16 protein-coding genes are annotated in these 17,622 nt (G+C 39.2%); 8 read left to right on the top strand and 8 right to left on the bottom strand.

Annotated features, from left to right (window positions below; genetic code table 11):
- Position 1 precedes the first annotated feature (1 nt).
- Positions 2-1,444 carry a flotillin family protein gene (locus LX92_RS02645; RefSeq protein WP_109648713.1) on the top strand — a complete coding sequence of 481 codons (1,443 nt, stop codon included), beginning with the start codon at positions 2-4 and terminating at the stop codon, positions 1,442-1,444.
- Between the two features lie 240 nt (positions 1,445-1,684).
- Here the strand turns inward: LX92_RS02645 and LX92_RS02650 are convergent, their stop codons facing one another.
- On the bottom strand, positions 1,685-3,181 hold the full coding sequence (locus tag LX92_RS02650) for an aminotransferase-like domain-containing protein (protein WP_109648714.1): 1,497 nt from the start codon (positions 3,179-3,181) through the stop codon (positions 1,685-1,687).
- A 97-nt stretch (positions 3,182-3,278) separates the two neighbouring features.
- On the opposite strand from LX92_RS02650, the gene LX92_RS02655 reads away from it, so the two are divergent.
- Positions 3,279-5,111, top strand: coding sequence for a TonB-dependent receptor plug domain-containing protein (locus LX92_RS02655; RefSeq protein WP_109648715.1), 1,833 nt, complete (start codon positions 3,279-3,281; stop codon positions 5,109-5,111).
- Positions 5,112-5,222: 111 nt separating this feature from the next.
- The gene (locus LX92_RS02660; RefSeq protein ID WP_109649047.1) at positions 5,223-6,080 is read left to right on the top strand and encodes a cupin-like domain-containing protein; all 858 of its coding nucleotides are present in this window, start codon (positions 5,223-5,225) and stop codon (positions 6,078-6,080) included.
- A 174-nt stretch (positions 6,081-6,254) separates the two neighbouring features.
- On the opposite strand, the gene LX92_RS02665 is transcribed toward LX92_RS02660, so the two are convergent.
- From LX92_RS02665 to LX92_RS02675, 3 genes are all read right to left on the bottom strand, one after another.
- Complete coding sequence (locus LX92_RS02665) at positions 6,255-6,731, bottom strand: regulatory protein RecX (protein WP_109648716.1); 477 nt, start codon at positions 6,729-6,731, stop codon at positions 6,255-6,257.
- 269 nt (positions 6,732-7,000) lie between these two features.
- Positions 7,001-8,548, bottom strand: coding sequence for an Rne/Rng family ribonuclease (locus LX92_RS02670; protein WP_109648717.1), 1,548 nt, complete (start codon positions 8,546-8,548; stop codon positions 7,001-7,003).
- A gap of 268 nt (positions 8,549-8,816) precedes the next feature.
- Entirely contained in the window at positions 8,817-9,107 is a 291-nt protein-coding gene (locus LX92_RS02675) for an HU family DNA-binding protein (RefSeq protein ID WP_013306152.1), read from the bottom strand.
- A 126-nt stretch (positions 9,108-9,233) separates the two neighbouring features.
- Between LX92_RS02675 and mutY the strand changes: the two genes are divergently transcribed.
- From mutY to gldD, 4 genes are read left to right on the top strand one after another with little or no spacing between them, the layout of a single operon-like run.
- The gene (gene mutY, locus LX92_RS02680; protein WP_109648718.1) at positions 9,234-10,271 is read left to right on the top strand and encodes an A/G-specific adenine glycosylase; all 1,038 of its coding nucleotides are present in this window, start codon (positions 9,234-9,236) and stop codon (positions 10,269-10,271) included.
- 25 nt (positions 10,272-10,296) lie between these two features.
- On the top strand, positions 10,297-10,785 hold the full coding sequence (locus LX92_RS02685) for a single-stranded DNA-binding protein (protein WP_109648719.1): 489 nt from the start codon (positions 10,297-10,299) through the stop codon (positions 10,783-10,785).
- Between the two features lie 26 nt (positions 10,786-10,811).
- Complete coding sequence (locus LX92_RS02690; RefSeq protein WP_223308313.1) at positions 10,812-12,140, top strand: gliding motility-associated protein GldE; 1,329 nt, start codon at positions 10,812-10,814, stop codon at positions 12,138-12,140.
- A complete protein-coding gene (gene gldD, locus LX92_RS02695) occupies positions 12,130-12,684 on the top strand; it encodes a gliding motility lipoprotein GldD (RefSeq protein ID WP_109648721.1) in 555 nt (184 codons plus the stop codon). The genes LX92_RS02690 and gldD overlap by 11 nt, the downstream gene beginning before the upstream one ends.
- 63 nt (positions 12,685-12,747) lie before the next feature.
- Here gldD and LX92_RS02700 read toward each other — a convergent pair whose 3' ends face one another.
- Entirely contained in the window at positions 12,748-13,179 is a 432-nt protein-coding gene (locus tag LX92_RS02700; RefSeq protein WP_109648722.1) for a hypothetical protein, read from the bottom strand.
- Between the two features lie 27 nt (positions 13,180-13,206).
- Positions 13,207-13,335, bottom strand: a complete 129-nt coding sequence (locus LX92_RS22885) for a hypothetical protein (RefSeq protein WP_262509836.1) — start codon at positions 13,333-13,335, stop codon at positions 13,207-13,209.
- A gap of 381 nt (positions 13,336-13,716) precedes the next feature.
- On the opposite strand from LX92_RS22885, the gene LX92_RS02710 reads away from it, so the two are divergent.
- Positions 13,717-14,598: a DMT family transporter gene (locus LX92_RS02710; protein ID WP_109648724.1), complete on the top strand. Its 882-nt coding sequence runs from the start codon at positions 13,717-13,719 to the stop codon at positions 14,596-14,598.
- Between the two features lie 90 nt (positions 14,599-14,688).
- Here the strand turns inward: LX92_RS02710 and LX92_RS02715 are convergent, their stop codons facing one another.
- Both LX92_RS02715 and LX92_RS02720 read right to left on the bottom strand, forming a co-directional pair.
- Positions 14,689-16,125 carry a M16 family metallopeptidase gene (locus tag LX92_RS02715; protein ID WP_109648725.1) on the bottom strand — a complete coding sequence of 479 codons (1,437 nt, stop codon included), beginning with the start codon at positions 16,123-16,125 and terminating at the stop codon, positions 14,689-14,691.
- A gap of 6 nt (positions 16,126-16,131) precedes the next feature.
- Positions 16,132-17,457 carry a M16 family metallopeptidase gene (locus tag LX92_RS02720; RefSeq protein WP_109648726.1) on the bottom strand — a complete coding sequence of 442 codons (1,326 nt, stop codon included), beginning with the start codon at positions 17,455-17,457 and terminating at the stop codon, positions 16,132-16,134.
- Positions 17,458-17,622: the final 165 nt, after the last annotated feature.

Here is a 17,622-nt window from a genome sequence, read left to right on the forward strand (position 1 = left end):
AATGTTCTTATTACCATTACAACTGGGCGCTGGCGCCTCATTGCTGGCCATTGGTTTTGCAATTCTTTTCTTTTTCATCATTATCATTTCATTTATACGTAGGTATAAGCGCTGTCCATCGGATCGTATTCTTGTCGTCTATGGTAAAGTTGGTGGTGGGAATTCTGCAAAATGTATCCATGGTGGTGCTGCATTCATCTGGCCTGTGGTCCAAGATTACCAATTTTTGGATTTGACCCCTATTTCAATAGAAGTTAATTTGGTCAATGCCTTGAGTAAGCAGAATATCCGTGTGAATGTGCCTTCGCGATTTACCATTGGGGTTTCTACAGAACCCGGCATTATGCAAAATGCGGCAGAACGACTTTTGGGTCTTGGTCAAAATGAAATACAGGACCTAGCCCAGGAAATCATTTTCGGTCAGCTACGTTTGGTAGTCGCTTCTATGGATATTGAGGAAATCAACTCGGATAGGGATAAATTCCTGACCAATATTTCCCAGAGTGTAGAATCCGAATTAAAAAAAGTAGGTTTAAAGCTCATCAACGTGAATATTACCGATATTGTTGATGAGTCTGGTTATATAGAGGCTTTGGGTAAGGAAGCTGCGGCACATGCCATTAACGCAGCAAGAAAATCGGTAGCAGAGAAAACCAGGGATGGTTCTATTGGTGAGGCCAATGCCGTACAGGATGAACGGACACAAGTTGCTGCGGCAAACGCCAAAGCGGTAGAAGGGGAAAACATTGCCAAGATCAATGTGGCGAATTCCGACTCCCTAAGAAGACAACGTGAGGCGGAGGCCGAACGTACCGCAATCGCTGCGGAAAAAGTTCAGGCAGCGAAAGCATTGGAAGAATCGTATGCTGCTGAAAAGGATGCGGAGATTGCCAGGGCGGAAAGGGAGCGTAGTTCCCAAATGGCGGATATTGTGGTCCCAGCGGAAATAGATAAGAAAAAAGTGGAGATCGATGCAGAAGCCGATGCGGAAAAAACCCGTAGAATAGCAAAAGGGGAGGCAGATGCCATACTTTTTAAAGCGCAGGCAGAAGCAAAAGGTATGTATGAAGTATTGACCAAGCAAGCTGCAGGTTTAGAGCAGATTGTAAAAGCAGCAGGGGATAGTCCTAAAGATGCCGTACTGTTATTGGTGGCTGATAAACTTCCTGAGCTCGTTAGAACACAAGCAGAGGCCATCAAGAACATAAAAATAGATAAAGTCACGGTATGGGATTCAGGGGCTAAGACAGCCGATGGAAAAGGTTCTACTGCCAATTTTATTTCTGGAATGTATAAATCTGTACCACCATTGCAGGAAATGTTCAATATGGCAGGAATGCAATTACCTGAATATCTAAAAGGAAAAGATGTTGTTGATGCGGCCATGGCAGAAGAAGATGAATCTAATAAAAAAGAAGAGTTAAAAGACGATTCGGAAAAATAGGTAAAGGATTGTCCTTTAAGTAGAAATAAACCTGGTTGCTGTGAAAAGCGACTAGGTTTTTTTGTAAAATAAACGTATTCGCCAAAAAAACCAGTACTATGGGTAATGCCAGGGAAATGGCACCTTGAAAAATTGAATAACTCTTTTTTATTCTAAACTACTAAGTCCCAATTATTTATATTGCGCTTTTGGCGCAGGTCTTCAATACAAATGTGATGATTGCAAAAACTGAATGTCCTATCAAAGATCAATGACCTTATTATAGGCACTTTTCAGCTTCTTGATTACGATTTCCAGTTCTTCTTCATTTAAATGCCCAAAACCGAAACGGATAGCACAGGTATTTTTATCTTGATATAAAATGGTTTTTGGCAGGAATAAATCTAATTTTTCGGCTTCCTCGGTAAGTTTCACCAATGATATTGTTTCTACAAATTGCAGCCATATCGCCAAACCACCTAAGGGTATTTCCCAAGTGATGACACCTTCAAAATAATAGTTTAAAAAATGGCACAAACTATCACGACGCTGTTTGTAAGTGACTATATTTTTTTTCTTAAGTCTATATATTTCGCCTTCAGAAATCAATTCAGAAAGCATTTGTTCTTGTATTAAATCGCCTTGTTTATCCAGTAATTGCAGGTAATTTTTAGCTTCGGAAATTAAGTTTTCCGGTGCCACGACAAAGCCCGTGTGAAAACTTGGAAATAACGACTGTCCCAACTTGCCCAAATAAATAACCATTCCGTTGGCATCTGCACTGGCCATGGGTAACATTGCAGAACCTTCAAACTGAAAATCATAATCGTAATCATCTTCTATAATGGCAAATCCATGTGTCTTTGCGAATTGCAATAATTGTAATCGTCGTTTTGCACTCAACGTTACGGTTGTAGGATAATCCCTATTGGCACAAACATACACACAGCGTATACTTCCTTTAACAAAATGCTTTTTGATATACTCTATATTTAAACCTTCACTATCTACAGGAATCGTTCTAATGGTTGCGCCTGCTTGTTGAAAAATCATGTTGGCTGCATAATTACTCAACTGCCCAACCAGCACCAAATCATCCTGTTTAATTAATAGTTGTGAGACTATATACAGACTCATTTCCGTGCTACGTGTATTTACTAGATTATTTGGTTTTATATGAAATCCTCGTGTTGCGTTTAGATAATTACAAAGTTGTGTACTAAAAACCGAAGGAATCAACGCACTTGTCTTATTCCATTTATTAATTAATGGTTTTCGTTTCATGGCAGCACTATACCATCTGGAAAATTGATGTACTGGATGCAAACGCAAATCGGGCTTACCATCGTTAATGGAATATTTAGCCGTCGTTTCTTGTACTGTTGAAGCCAAATGAAATGATTGTTGAAACGGAAAACCAACCACTTTCGGATACGTATAAGCCTGATGGATATGTTGGGCTGTTGCCTTGATTTTTACAGTGGATTCCTCCGGCACCAAAACGAAAGTCCCTTTATTGGCTATAATATCTACCCAACCTTGTGAGGCCAATTCTTCGTAAATAGCTACAGCTGTATTGCGATGGATGTTTAAAAATTGACTTAAAACACGTGTTCCAGGTAACTTACTGCCTTTTTCTAAATAGCCACGTTGTATCGCATTTATAACTTGTTGTGCTACTTGTATATAAACAGGTTGCGCAATCGCTTTGTCGAATGTGACAAGTTGTTTTAATATGTCAATAACCGGACTATTCATTGTTTTAAAACTGGACTAGTTTAATCGTCCGGAAAGTTACGACTTTTGCAGTATTAAATTAATTGATGCAATGACGACCATTGCAAAATTCAAATAGATGAAAAATACAGTCTTACTTTATACATTTTTACTGATTTGTGCATTTCAATTACATGCTCAACAAGAACAGCCTATCATAAAAATCGATTCTTTAAGTGAAGTTGTGGTTACTTCAACACGAATTGATTTACCCTTCAAGGAGAATTCCAGGACCATAAATATTATTACGGCAACTGATATTAAAAATAGTTCTGCCGTTACCATTGCAGATTTATTACAACAAGTTGCTGGTATAGACATTAGAAGACGTGGCACTGGCGGAAGTCAGGCTGATTTATTTATTAGAGGTGGTGGTTTTGATCAAACACTCTTATTGATTGATGGTATAAAAATGGACGACGCACAAACAGGTCATCACACCATGAATGCTTCTTTGCCGCTAGAAGTTATAGCGCGCATAGAAATTATTAAGGGTCCTGCAGCTAGAGTTTTTGGGCAGAATGCTTTTACAGGTGCTATTAATATTGTCACGAAATCGAACTTAAACAATGCTGTTTCCGCAAATCTTGAAGCTGGTTCTTTTGGTCAGCTAAATGGTTCCGTAACCGTAGGTTCTGAATTGGAGAATTCAACACATATTTTTCATGCTGGAAAAATGACGTCCGAAGGGTATAGAAACAATTCAGATTATAACAATTCCAACTATTTCTTAAAAAGCGTTTTCAATAAAAAAGATCAACCTATTGAAATGATTGCCACATTTTCTGAACGTAAGTTTGGTGCCGAAAATTTTTACACCACCAATCCAGCTTTTAATGAATACGAAGAAACCCAAAACAGTTTAATGGCATTGACCACGAAATTTCAATCTGAAAAATTCAAAATCCAACCTCGTGTGTATTGGAAACGCAACCAAGATATGTTTCTGTTAAAACGTTTTGAACCTAATTTTTTCAGAAACTTCCATATTTCGAATAAAATTGGAGCAGAAGCCAATGCGTCTTATAAATCGGAATTAGGTGAAACTGGTTTTGGAATCGATATGTCTAAAACGTATTTACGAAGTAATAATTTAGGCCAACGTAATCGTTTTATGACGACGCTATTCTTAGAACACAGATTTCAGTTTATAGATAACCGATTGGACATTACTCCTGGTGTTGCCGTAACGTATTTTTCAGATTTTAAATTTAATGGATTCCCTGGATTGGATGTAGGGTTCGATATTACCAATAACCTGAAAGCTTATGGAAACATTGGTTTCACCTATAGAATTCCAACCTACACCGATTTATATTACAGCGACCCAAGAACTAATGGAAATGAAAATTTAGAACCAGAAGAAGCCTTTGCCCAAGAAATTGGCATTAAATATAATTCACCAAGCATTAGAGCAAGTCTATCTGTATTTAATAGAGATGCAAATAATCTTATTGACTTTGTAAGACCCAATACTATTGAAGAAATTTTTACAGCAACCAATATTGCAGAAGTGAATACCAAAGGTCTGGAAATTGATGTGGCCTATAATTTTAAGCTGAATAATTTCAATCAAACTTTAGCAATCGGTTATGCTTTTTTGGATGATAATATTTTAGAGCAAAACGAGGAACTGTCGCGTTATGCTTTGAACACCTTAAAGCATCACTATACAACCAGATTAAGCACACAGTTGTTTAAAAACATTAGTCAAAGCATCGTTTACAAATATGCTGAACGCACCACAGGGCAAACGTATAACGTTTGGGATGCTTCTATAATGCTTCAATTAAAACAGATGGAACTTTCTATATCGGCAAACAATATTTTTGATGCTGATTATATTGAATCGGGTTTTACACCAATGCCACCAAGTAACGTGTTATTTGGTTTGCGTTATAGTTTTAAATAGCAATCATAATTTAGATACTTCTATAGATTATTATGAAGATGTGATTTCTACAAGGGCTTTTGAATACCTATTTTAAGGGATTTCATACATTTGTTGGATAATTCAACCCAATTGAACTTGAACTTAAACGAAATACCTAGGGTAAAAACCATTACCAAAGAGGCTTTTTTAAACACATATTTTAAGCCTCAAAAACCTGTTGTGATCGAACGGTTCATTGAGGATTGGCCTGCCTATTCCAAATGGGATTTGGAATATATGCGTAAAGTCGCTGGGGATAAGGTGGTTCCCTTGTACGATGACCGTCCCGTACATCACGAGGATGGGTTTAATGAACCCCACGCCAGGATGAAGATGTCCGATTATATCGACCTGCTTCAAAAAGAGCCTACCAAATACCGCATTTTTCTTTGGAACATCTTAAAGGAGGTGCCCGAATTGCAAAAGGATTTTACCTATCCCGATTTTGGACTTCGATTAATGAAAACCTTGCCCATGCTTTTCTTTGGAGGGCGTGATTCTTATACTTTTATGCATTTTGATATTGACCTGGCCAATATTTTCCATTTCCATTTTGAGGGTGAGAAGGAGTGTATCCTGTTTCCGCAATCCGAGAGTGATCATTTATACAAAGTACCTCATTCATTGATTACCCATGAGAGTATCGATTTTGCCAATCCTGATTTTGACCAATGGCCTGCCTTAAAGAATGCCAAAGGGTATAAGACCCATTTAAATCACGGGGAGGTCTTATATATTCCCGAGGGTTATTGGCACTATATGCGGTATGTGACACCGGGGTTTTCCATGAGCTTGCGTTCCATTGCCAGGAGCCCAAAAAATCTATTTTCCGCTTTTTACAATGTCATAGTAATGCGTAATTATGACGGATTGATGCGAAAATTACAGGGTCAAAAATGGATAGATTGGAAAAACAAACAGGCTATTGAAAGAACCAATAAGCTATAGTGCTTTCCCTGATCGGGAATTCTGACTTTTGTCAGGCTGCGTTTTATATTCTAAATTGTTACTAATCTGATAAATAGTCATCAATTACTTCAGGCAGAGACGCTAAGTCAGAAATTATAAATGAAAAGGTCTCGAATTCGCTCGACCGGACATAGAGAGTGAAATGAACTTACATCATTTAATGAGTTCCTGTATTTTTGCATATACCAAATGGCTTTCCCAACCACGGTAAAGCAGGTAATCGGCAAGTTTTCGCCTTCGTTTTTGAATATCGGTGTCCTTTAGCGAATCCAACCTTTTTTGGGCAAGGGCATCCAAGGTTTCCAGATAGCGGTTATCATCGATTTCCTTTAAGGCGGATTTGATATTATAGCTTGTTATATGTCGTTGTTTCAACTCATTTACAATCCTATTTCTTCCCCATTTTTTTATATTGAATTTACCACGTGCAAAACTTTGGGCAAAGCGTTCCTCGTTCAAATAATTCTCTTGGATCAAATGGGTCACTATTTGGTCTATCGCCTCTGGAATCATACGCATTTCCTTCAGTTTTGTAGTCACATCCTTGTGGCAACGTTCCTGATAGGCACAATAGCGTTCCAATTTTTTGGTCGCTTCTAATAATGTGTATGACTTTGATTTTTGGAACAAGGTTCGGATTTAAGTTTTATAAGATTGAAAATGGGTCATACCAAGGCCAAATAGGATAATTTAAATGACAACGACAAAATAAGGTTATTTGGTATTAAGTTAAGAAAGATTGGATAAAACTTTGAAGTTGGTGTCAACAAAAAAAGCGACTCCGTTTCCGAAGTCGCTTTGTATTGGATATCTCTCTATTTAGAAATTTGAAAGACCCTGAAAATTAGGCTTCAGGGTTAGTTAAACTTACTATTTTCCATTTGGAAAACAGGGTTTCACTAATATATTGTTTTGCCGTTCTTGTCTTTAAAACGGTATTCGAGATACGTGTAGGCATCCCTAGGTTGGATCTTGATCCATTTCTTATGTTCCATAAACCATTTTGAACGGATTGATGGAAAACCTTTGGTAAGGTAAGCCGCAATAAAGGGATGTATGTTCAAAGTGATCTTACTGTCCTTTTTAGGGCCTTTCAAAAGTTTTTCTAGGTCTACATTAATTTTGTCTATTAAAACAATCGGAGCTTCTACTTCTAGACCCGCACGATTAGGATCTACTTCTGTTGTTTTAATATTCATTTCGGGTCGTACCCGTTGTCTGGTGATCTGTACAAGGCCAAATTTACTGGGCGGCAAGATCTTGTGCTTGGCGCGATCATCTTTCATTTCATCACGAAGATGGTCAAAAAGTTTTTTTCTATGAGGGGCTTTTACCATATCGATAAAATCGATAACGATAATTCCACCCATATCGCGCAGGCGTAGTTGTCTTGCTATTTCCGAAGCTGCCAGCATATTTACCTCTAAAGCAGTATCTTCTTGATTTTTTGCTTTATTGGATCGGTTTCCGCTGTTCACATCAATAACATGTAAAGCTTCAGTGTGCTCTATGATCAAATAGGCTCCTTTACTCATAGTGGCCGTACGGCCGAAAGAAGTTTTGATCTGTCTCTCTATCCCAAATTTTTCAAATAAGGGAACAGGAGAGTTATAGAGTTTTACAATGGATTCCTTGCCTGGGGCAATTTCCTGTACATAATCCCTGACCTGGTTATAAAGCGTTTCATCATCAACATGTATTCCAGTAAAGGAATCGTTGAAGACATCCCTTAATATACTGGAGGCCCTATTGAGCTCTACCAATACCTTTGATGGGGTGGGTGCTTTATACAATTTTTTACACATTGCTGACCATTTGTTCAGCAAATTTTCTAAATCTTTGTCCAGTTCGGCGACTTTCTTGCCTTCGGCGACTGTTCGGATGATGACACCAAATCCTTTAGGTTTAATGCTTGTTACAAGCCTTTTTAACCTATCCTTTTCCTCCTTGCTGGCGATCTTTTGAGAGACCGATACGCGTTCGGAAAAAGGCACCATGACCAAATAACGTCCGGCTAACGATAGCTCAGAACTTATTCTTGGCCCTTTGGTGGAAATGGGTTCCTTAACAATCTGTACTAATAGGGATTGATTCGATTTTATGACATCATTGATGGTGCCATGCTTATCAATATCTTTTTCCAACGGAAAGTCCTTCAGGGAATAATCCTTGAGCTTTCCGGTGCTCACTTGTTTTATGAATTTTAACATCGTGGATAATTGCGGCCCTAGGTCATGATAATGCAGAAAGGCATCTTTTTCATAACCTACGTTTACAAAAGCAGCATTAAGACCGGTAACGGGTTTTCTTACTTTGGCCAAAAATATATCGCCAACAGAAAAATCGTTATTGTCTTCCTCTTTGTGTAATTCAGTGAGTTTTCCTTCTTTTAGTAAGGCAAAATCGACGGCGTTGGAACTAGATCTTACGATTAATTCTCTATTCACCTGATTTTATTTATATCTGTCCACTACAGCCAATTTGGCGTACGAACAAATAGATTAAACAATAGTAATTACAGGTTGTATAAACCCGTCGAAATTCGATTTCGAATTTCTATGTCAATGAACGTATTAAACGAAAAAGTAGTTGGTTACAACTACTTTTTCTTGTGTCGGTTAGCTCTTCTACGCTTCTTGCGCTTATGGGTAGCTACCTTATGTCTCTTTCTTTTCTTACCACTCGGCATAAAGTTCTTATTTAAAGATTATTATATTATTTTACTTGTACGTTACTTTTGACACCCTCTACAAAAACCTTGGCAGGTTTAAATGCCGGAATATTATGTGCCGGTATTTTTATAGTAGTGTTTTTTGAAATGTTTCTACCAGTTTTTTCCGCTCTGGTCTTTATGATAAAACTACCAAATCCTCTTAGGTATACATTATCGCCACTTTCCAAAGAAGTCTTTACTTCCTCCATAAAGGATTCAACCGTTGCTTGCACATCTCCTTTTTCAATTCCCAGTTTGTCTGAGATTTTCGATACAATTTCCGCTTTCGTCATTTTGTGTATTATATTATCTGTGTATTTTTTCGGCTTGCAAATATATAAATTAAATTCATTCTTTTGCCCTAATCAACTAATTTTAAGTCTATAAACAGCTACTTTTATCATATAGTATTGACGTGCATGATTTTTTCACATAAAATTCTTCTTTGGTATGCTCAGAATAAACGGTCATTACCATGGCGGCAAAGTACGGATCCCTATAAGATCTGGCTTTCAGAGATTATCCTTCAGCAGACGAGGGTGGCACAGGGTTTGCCCTATTATTTGAAGTTCATAAACCGGTTCCCGACCGTTGAGGATTTGGCACGTGCCTCAGAGGATCAGGTGTTGAAATTATGGCAGGGGTTGGGGTATTATTCCAGGGCAAGGAATTTACATGCAACCGCAAAAATGGTAGTCAATGAATATGGAGGGGTGTTCCCCGATACCTTTAAAGGACTTCTTGGTTTAAAAGGAGTGGGTGATTATACGGCCAGTGCCATTGCCTCTATCTGTTTTGATATTCCTGAGCCTGTGGTCGATGGCAATGTTTATAGGGTGCTTTCCAGGTATTTTGGTATCGGAACGCCGATCAACAGTTCTGAAGGTATTCGTTATTTTAAGCAAATGGCAAGGGAGGTCATGGATGTTGGGCAAATACGGGACTACAATCAGGCCATAATGGAGTTTGGTGCCATACAGTGTGTTCCAAAAAATCCCGATTGCCAAGGTTGTCCACTGAATCAGGGTTGTGTGGCGCTTCAAAAGAAACGGGTTGATGAACTTCCGGTAAAACAAAATAAGACGAAGGTCAGAAAAAGATATTTTAATTATTTGGTCGTTATCGATTCGGAAAATAGGACCTTGTTGCAACAGCGTAAAGGGAGGGGGATTTGGCAGAATCTTTGGGAGTTCCCCTTGTTGGAAACCAAAGGGAATATCAATTTGGCCGAAATGGAACAAAGGTATAACGAGGTAATTACCATTGAGGACGCCCCGGAAATCCATCAATTTAATCAAGATGATATTGTGCATAAATTATCACATCAGCATTTATACACTAAATTCTGGATCGTAAAAACAGATTCCTATATGGGGAATGGAATTGATTTCGGAACTTTGGAGGCATATCCCGTACCGGTTTTGATAGCTGATTTTATTAAAACATTTAAAATTTAGTACTTTTGGACATTAGACGAAAATTATGAGTGGAACATTGAATAAAGTAATGCTCATCGGGCATTTGGGTGACGAAGTGAAAATGCACTATTTTGAGGGTGGTGGTAGTATAGGGAGGTTTCCTATTGCAACCAATGAGTCCTATACCAATAAACAAACAGGTGAACGTGTGACCAATACCGATTGGCATAACATTGTTGTGCGCAATAAGGCCGCCGAAATTTGTGAAAAATACCTTAGTAAAGGGGATAAGATATACGTTGAGGGACGATTAAAGAATAGGCAATGGCAAGGTGAGGATGGCAATACGCGCTATACCACCGAAGTGCATGTGCAGGATTTCACTTTCTTAAGCACCAAAAAGGAAAGTATGGCCAATGCACAGGCAACCGGTCAACCATCGCAAACCACCCAATCATCGAAACCAGCACAACCGGTACAACATAACGAACCGACAAGGCCTGCTGAACCAACACCATCAGTTGAACCCGATGATGATGATTTGCCATTTTAGACCCTATAAAAATTAAAATTTGACTGTTGGACCCAGAACCCCTTAGTTTTTCCCTGAATTCTATAGCTATGGAGGGTGCTTTTGTACTCAATGTTACCATGCTAATCATATTATTGTTTTGTTCAGCCCTTATTTCCGGTGCTGAGGTGGCCTTCTTCGGTTTGTCCCCAACAGACATTAACACCATAGAACAGGATAAGACGGCCAAGGGCAATATTGTGGTGAAATTGCTCGAACGTCCCAAAAAATTATTGGCGACCATATTAATTGCCAACAATGCCATCAATATTGGAGTGGTACTTATTTTTAACTTGATTGGGGACACCTTGTTCTCAAACATCAATTATTTTCTGTTCAATTTTATTTCGGTACGTTTTCTTTTGGAGGTTGTTGTGGCAACTTTTTTGATTCTGATGTTTGGCGAGATTTTACCCAAGGTCTATGCTAATAGAAATAGAGTGAGTTTTTCCCATTTTATGGCGTATCCACTTAAAGTGCTCGATTTTCTTTTTTCCCCCTTGAGCTTGCCTATGCGCTCAAGTACGATATACCTAAACAAAAGATTGGGCACACATAAATCGAGTCTTAGTGTGGATCATTTGTCCCAAGCCTTGGAATTGACATCTGAGGGGGATACCACAAAGGAAGAGCAAAAATTATTGGAGGGTATTGTTTCCTTTGGTAATACCGATACCAAACAGGTGATGCGCCCGCGCATCGATTTGTTCGCTTTAAGTGAGGATATGAAATTTCCCGATGTGCTCAGTGAGATAAAAAAACAAGGCTACTCCAGAATTCCCGTATTCTCTGAGAACATGGATAATGTCTTGGGTGTACTTTACGTAAAAGACCTTTTGCCCTTTATAGATCGAAAGTCCTTTAATTGGATTTCCTTGATCCGGGAACCCTATTTTGTTCCGGAAAACAAGAAGTTGGATGATCTTTTGTTGGAGTTCCAGGAAAAGAAAAACCATTTGGCCGTGGTGGTCGACGAATATGGGGGTACTTCGGGTATCGTTACCCTTGAGGATATTATTGAGGAGATTGTGGGTGATATCAGTGACGAATTTGATGATGAGGATTTGGTATATTCCAAATTGGATGATTATAATTATGTCTTTGATGGAAAGACGGCCTTAAAGGATTTTTATAGGGTGGTGAAGATGGATGACGATGGCGATTTCGAGGAACAAAAAGGGGAATCCGAGACCATTGCCGGTTTTGTATTGGAGATAGCCGGAAGCTTTCCCAAAAAAGGCGATAAGGTAGAATTTAAGAATTACGAATTCATCGTAGAAAGTCTGGATAAGAAAAGATTGAAACAAATTAAAGTGATTTTGCCACATGAGAATTAAGCGTATCCTTTTTTTATTGTTTTTTATTGGTATTGTTATGGGTTGCCAAGATGAGGTGATTCCCAAGCCTAAGGCCAAATTGCGATTGGAATACCCTAAATCGGATTACGGAACCATTGAAACAGATCATTTTAAGTTTCTAAAGAACCAAACTAGCATTTTCAGTCAAAAGGATGCCAATTCAATGACCTTGGATTATCCGGCCTTGAAAGGCTCGCTGTTTGTGACCTATAAGGATGTCAATGGGGATATTGACAAATTATTGATGGACGCCCAAAAATTATCCATAGAACACTCCGCTAAAGCTGATGGTATTGTGCCACATCCCTTCGTGAATGAAAAGGATCGGGTATACGGAATGTTCTTCGAGGTTGTAGGGAATGCCGCTTCACAAGCCCAGTTTTATGTTACCGACAGTACCGATCATTTTGTGACCGGTTCCCTTTATTTCTATGTGAAGCCCAATTATGATTCCATATATCCCGCTGCTACTTATTTGCAGAACGATATAAAGAAGTTCATGGAAAGTGTCCGTTGGAAATAAGCGCACTAGAAACCTACCCCTATTTTTTTATAGGGGATAGCTAACCACAATAATTGTATGCCGTTATTCCGTGCCGAGTAGTTTTTCGGCATTGGCGATGCTGGTATTGATCTGTTCGCGAAGGGCTTTTATCTTTACTTCCTCTTCATCCAGCCAACTTTGTTTTTGCGGCGTAAGTGCCTTTCCGTTCAAAATCTCATCGGAATCAAATCGGTTGCCAAAGCCTTGCATCCAATCCATCATGGCTTTATGGGCATCTTGCAAGCCCTTTCTGGCATTCTTGTATTGTAACCCCAATTCAGTACTATCTTCCTTACTGCTCAATTCTCCGACCATTTTACCCATTACACTCATTTTGGGCATTACTTCATCATGAATGGCCATGACCTTTGCCATCTGGTTTTCAGAGGCATTTTCGTCAGCCTTTTTTTCATCTTTGCACGAGATGTTCGAAATAAGGAATACTACGGCTATAAGGCTTAAAAACTTTTTCATTCTATTGTTTTTTTAATTTTTACAAATTTAATTATAGTTCTTTATTCTGATGTTTGGGGTTGTTTCCGCAATATCATCGGTATTCCCTTCGGCAGGGGTCAGCGTTATGGTTCTACTTCCGTTTCCCAATAGGGACTGATCATCTTCCTTTTTCAAAAATACATAATACCTATTTGTTTTTATGACAAATCGTATCTGTTATTGCATCGAATCCATTTTTTTTGATGTTTGTTTATATAATCCGAATCCAGGTGGAACGACTATCAATCCAAAATTCATATAAAACCTGGGTATCCATAGCAATTAGTATGTTTATGGGACACCTGGTAATACACTGTCTACGGCGACCAATGAAAACCGAAAGGCATCAATTTATTGTCTCAAAGGCTTTGCGCGTCCCCATCCGGGGTAGCGATGCCATTTTCAAGCAGGTATATTTTTTTATTTACCTGAAAGGGAATCTTTTATAGGATTAAAATTACATATTAATCACCTTTTAATTGGATCTAAAGTTTCACTTTTGTAAAAATTGAATCGGTGAACGAAGCAGTCAGAAAATGGATCTATCTCATTGTTCTTTCATTGGTATGGGGCTCTTCCTTCATATTGATTAAAAAGGCGTTGATCGGCCTTAGTGCCATTCAGTTGGGAGGGTTGCGTATTGTTCTTGCTTCTTCTTTCCTATTCGTTTTTGGTTATCGCAGTGTATGGGGATTGACTTTGAGGGATTGGAAGTGGATTTTTTTTGCTGGCTTATTGAGTTCGTTCTTTCCACCATTTCTGTTCGCTCTGGCACAAACCCAACTGGATAGTGGGGTTACATCGATCTTTAATTCTGTGGTTCCTTTATTGACTACCATTGTTGGGGTTGTACTGTTTGGTGTGCTTGTCACCAAAAAACAGATTTTAGGAGTGGTTATTGGACTTTTGGGAACTTTGGTCCTGATTGTCACAGGAATGGAGTTTAGTCAAGATCAAAACTATTGGTATTCAATTTATATTATACTATCAGCTTTGGGCTATGCCTTGAATATAAATATCATAAAAAAACATTTGGCTCATTTGAGTCCATTGGCCGTAACCACGGGAAGTTTTGCAGTGGCATTTGTCCCTGCTTTGGCCATAGTCCATTATACGGGCTTTTTTGGTAGTATTGGTAGTGATGGGGAAATGCAGCGATCGATGTGGTTTTTATTGATTTTGGCCGTATTGGGCACGGCGGTGGCCAATATCTATTTTAATAAATTGATTCATTTGTCAAGTCCGGTTTTTGCGGCCTCGGTCACCTATGTAATTCCTATCGTGGCCGTACTTTGGGGTGTTTGGGATGGGGAGTCTATCAATGTATATCAACTGATGGGTGGTGTGGTCATACTTTTTGGAGTGTATTTGGTAAACCGAAAAAAAAGACCGTCATAAAATAACGGTCTTTGTTCGATTTTTCACCCCCATCAAGATTTGGGGTTTTTATTGTAAAAACAAGTCATAGGATCTTAAACGATGTCAGTCTCAAAACTTAGGTTTTTCTGTGTTTTTAGCGAATTTATCATAATATTTTACCGGGACCTTTTCACCATTGAAGGTGATCTTTTCCAAGTTTTCAATGACCTCGCTTCCTTTTCCCGTGACCACTACACGGGCATTATTGATGCTCATGTACTTTTGGGCGGCTTTTTGCACATCTTCCTTGGTAACGGCATTCAGGCGTTCCAAATATGTTCTGTAATAATCTTTTGGCAGTCCTTCAGTCTCAATATTCAAGGCATATCGGGCAATGGTTTCCGGCTTTTCCAAGGCCAGTACAAAACTCCCTACGTATTTGGCCTTCGCATCTTTTAATTCCTCATCGGTGACAGGTTGTTTCACGATGTTGTCAATCTCCTTTAAAATTTCAACCACCGCACTATCGGTAACCACGTTACGGACTTTTGCACTGGCGGTAAAAGGAGAGGGTGCATATTTGTCATTTCCGATTTGCGAATAGGCACCATAGGTATACGCCTTGTCTTCCCTTAGATTTAAAAATAGGCGGGCTTGTGCACCACCACCAAGGATTTTATTGGCCAGAAGAGCAGCTAAAAAGTCATCGTTCTTCATTTGGAGGTCGGCTAAACTTTCAACGATGACTTCGGATTGTACGGCATTGGGAACATCGACAAAGTTGATTTGGGTATATTGGACATTGGAGGGTTTAGAGAAGGATAAGGAAGGTGGAGTTGCTTTTATCCAAGGGGTAAAATATTCATCGACCAAGCTTTTCACCTTGTTGAATTCAACATCCCCAACAACGACCAAATAGGCATTGGCGGGCACAAAATAATCTTCATAAAATTGGACGACATCGAGCAAGGTTACATTCTTTACCGTTTCTTCGGTAACATATTCCCCGTAAGGGTGGCCGGTACCGTAGGCCAAGGCATTGGCCACGCGGTTGGAAATCGCGGAAACATCCTTTTCCATTGATTTTAGGGAAGTGAGTAATTTCTGTTTTTCCTTTTCAAATTCTTCCTCGGTAAAATTGGGGTTAATGGCAGCATCGGCCATAAGTTCGAAGATCCTTGGGAAATATTTTGATAATGAACTGGCATAGGCACTTTGGGAACCAAAATTGATACGTGCTCCTAGAAAATCCACCTCCTCGTTAAAATCATCTTTTGGGATGGACTTGGATCCATTGCCCAAAAGACTGGCGGTAAGGGCCGAAACCCCAGCTTTTTCACCTTCAAGTGTTGGCGGGTTGTCTATAAGCAATTGCATGGATACCCGTGGCAATTTGTGATTTTCGACCACTAAGACCTTAAGTCCGTTTTTGAGTTCGTAATGTAGTGGTTCACTCAAATTGATTTCTGGGGCAGGGCCAGGTTCAGGCATCTTACTTCTGTCAATCTGGGCCTGTAAATTAAAGGCGATAAAACCAAGGATCAAGGTTATATATAACTTTTTCATTGTTTTTTAGTTTTCTGTTGCTTCTAGGGGTAAATATTCCAACGCTACTCGTTGATTCGGTTTAAGGTACTTATTGGATACTTCCAATATTTCCTCCCTTGTGATCGATCGGTAAATTTCGATTTCATTATTGATCAAGCCCGTGTTGTCGTATAGCATATAATATCTCGCCAGTGAATTCGCTATGCCCGAAATACTGCTATTTGAGTTTACGAACATATTCTCAAATTTATTCTGAAGTTTTTGATAATCCTTTTCGGATATCAATTCGGATTGTAACTTCCCGATTTCCTCGTCGATATCTTTTTGAAGGTCTTCCAATGAGGTTTCCCCAACCGGGAGTGCACCAACAACATAGGCTCCATAATCTTCCTGCGAACCATTGAAAGCAAACACCTGAAGGGCCTTTTTCTCTTCATCGACCAATTTCTTGTAAAGTTTGGAACTTTTGCCATCACTTAAATACGTAGAGACCATGTCTAACACATAGGCATCCCTATTGGTTTGTGCGGGAGTTCTGTAGCCGAGGAAAATAGCGGGGATCTGTATATTCGGGTCACGGTATTCGGCCTTTATTGGGGTGGTAATGGGGTCTTCTACGAACGTTTGGCGCTGAATGTCCTTCCCTTTTGGGATGGGTCCAAAATAATCCTGCACCATTTTTTTGGTCTTTTCCAAGGAAATGTCCCCCGCGACGACCAATACGGCATTGTTGGGTACATAATAAGTTTTGTTGAACGCTTTAAAATCATCCAAAGAGGCATTGGCCAAATGCTCCAGGGAACCAATGGTCTGCCAGCGATATGGATGTTTTTTGAAAAGGTGTATGAACATTTGTTCGCGCCATCTTCCATAAGGGGAATTGTCATAACGCATCCTTCGTTCCTCTTGAACCACCTCGCTTTGGGTATCTACCCCGATTTGGTTGATTATAGGGTGCATCATTCGTTCCGATTCCAACCAAAGACCCAATTCTAAATTGTTTGAAGGGAATACCTCATAATAATAGGTACGGTCCTGGGTGGTGTTTGCATTGTTTTGGCCTCCGTTCGAGGACACGATCTTAAACCATTCCCCACGTTTTATGTTTTTCGTGCCTTCGAACAATAAATGTTCGAAAAAATGGGCAAAACCTGTTTTCTCTGGATTTTCATCCTTGGCACCTACATGGTACATGACCGATGTGGTTACCACAGGGGCGTTATTGTCTTGGTGTAAAATTACGTGAAGACCGTTGTCAAGGTCATATTCTTCGAAAGAAACCTCTTGGGCAGAGATGGTTGGCAAAAAGAATAGGGCCAGCACACCTAGTAGCGATGTTTTTATTCTCATAGGATTATGGGTTATTATATTGGACAATGAGCTTTTATTATTGGATATGCTAATATATATTTTTAAGGATAAGCATCCGATTGTTCCTTGGTCTTTAACAAGATTTTAAGCCGAATTGAATATATAATGCTTATTTTAAGGGAATTAACCAAAAATAACCAGTTC

Origin of the sequence: Maribacter polysiphoniae (genome assembly GCF_003148665.1) — a bacterium.
Lineage (GTDB): Bacteria > Bacteroidota > Bacteroidia > Flavobacteriales > Flavobacteriaceae > Maribacter_A > Maribacter_A polysiphoniae.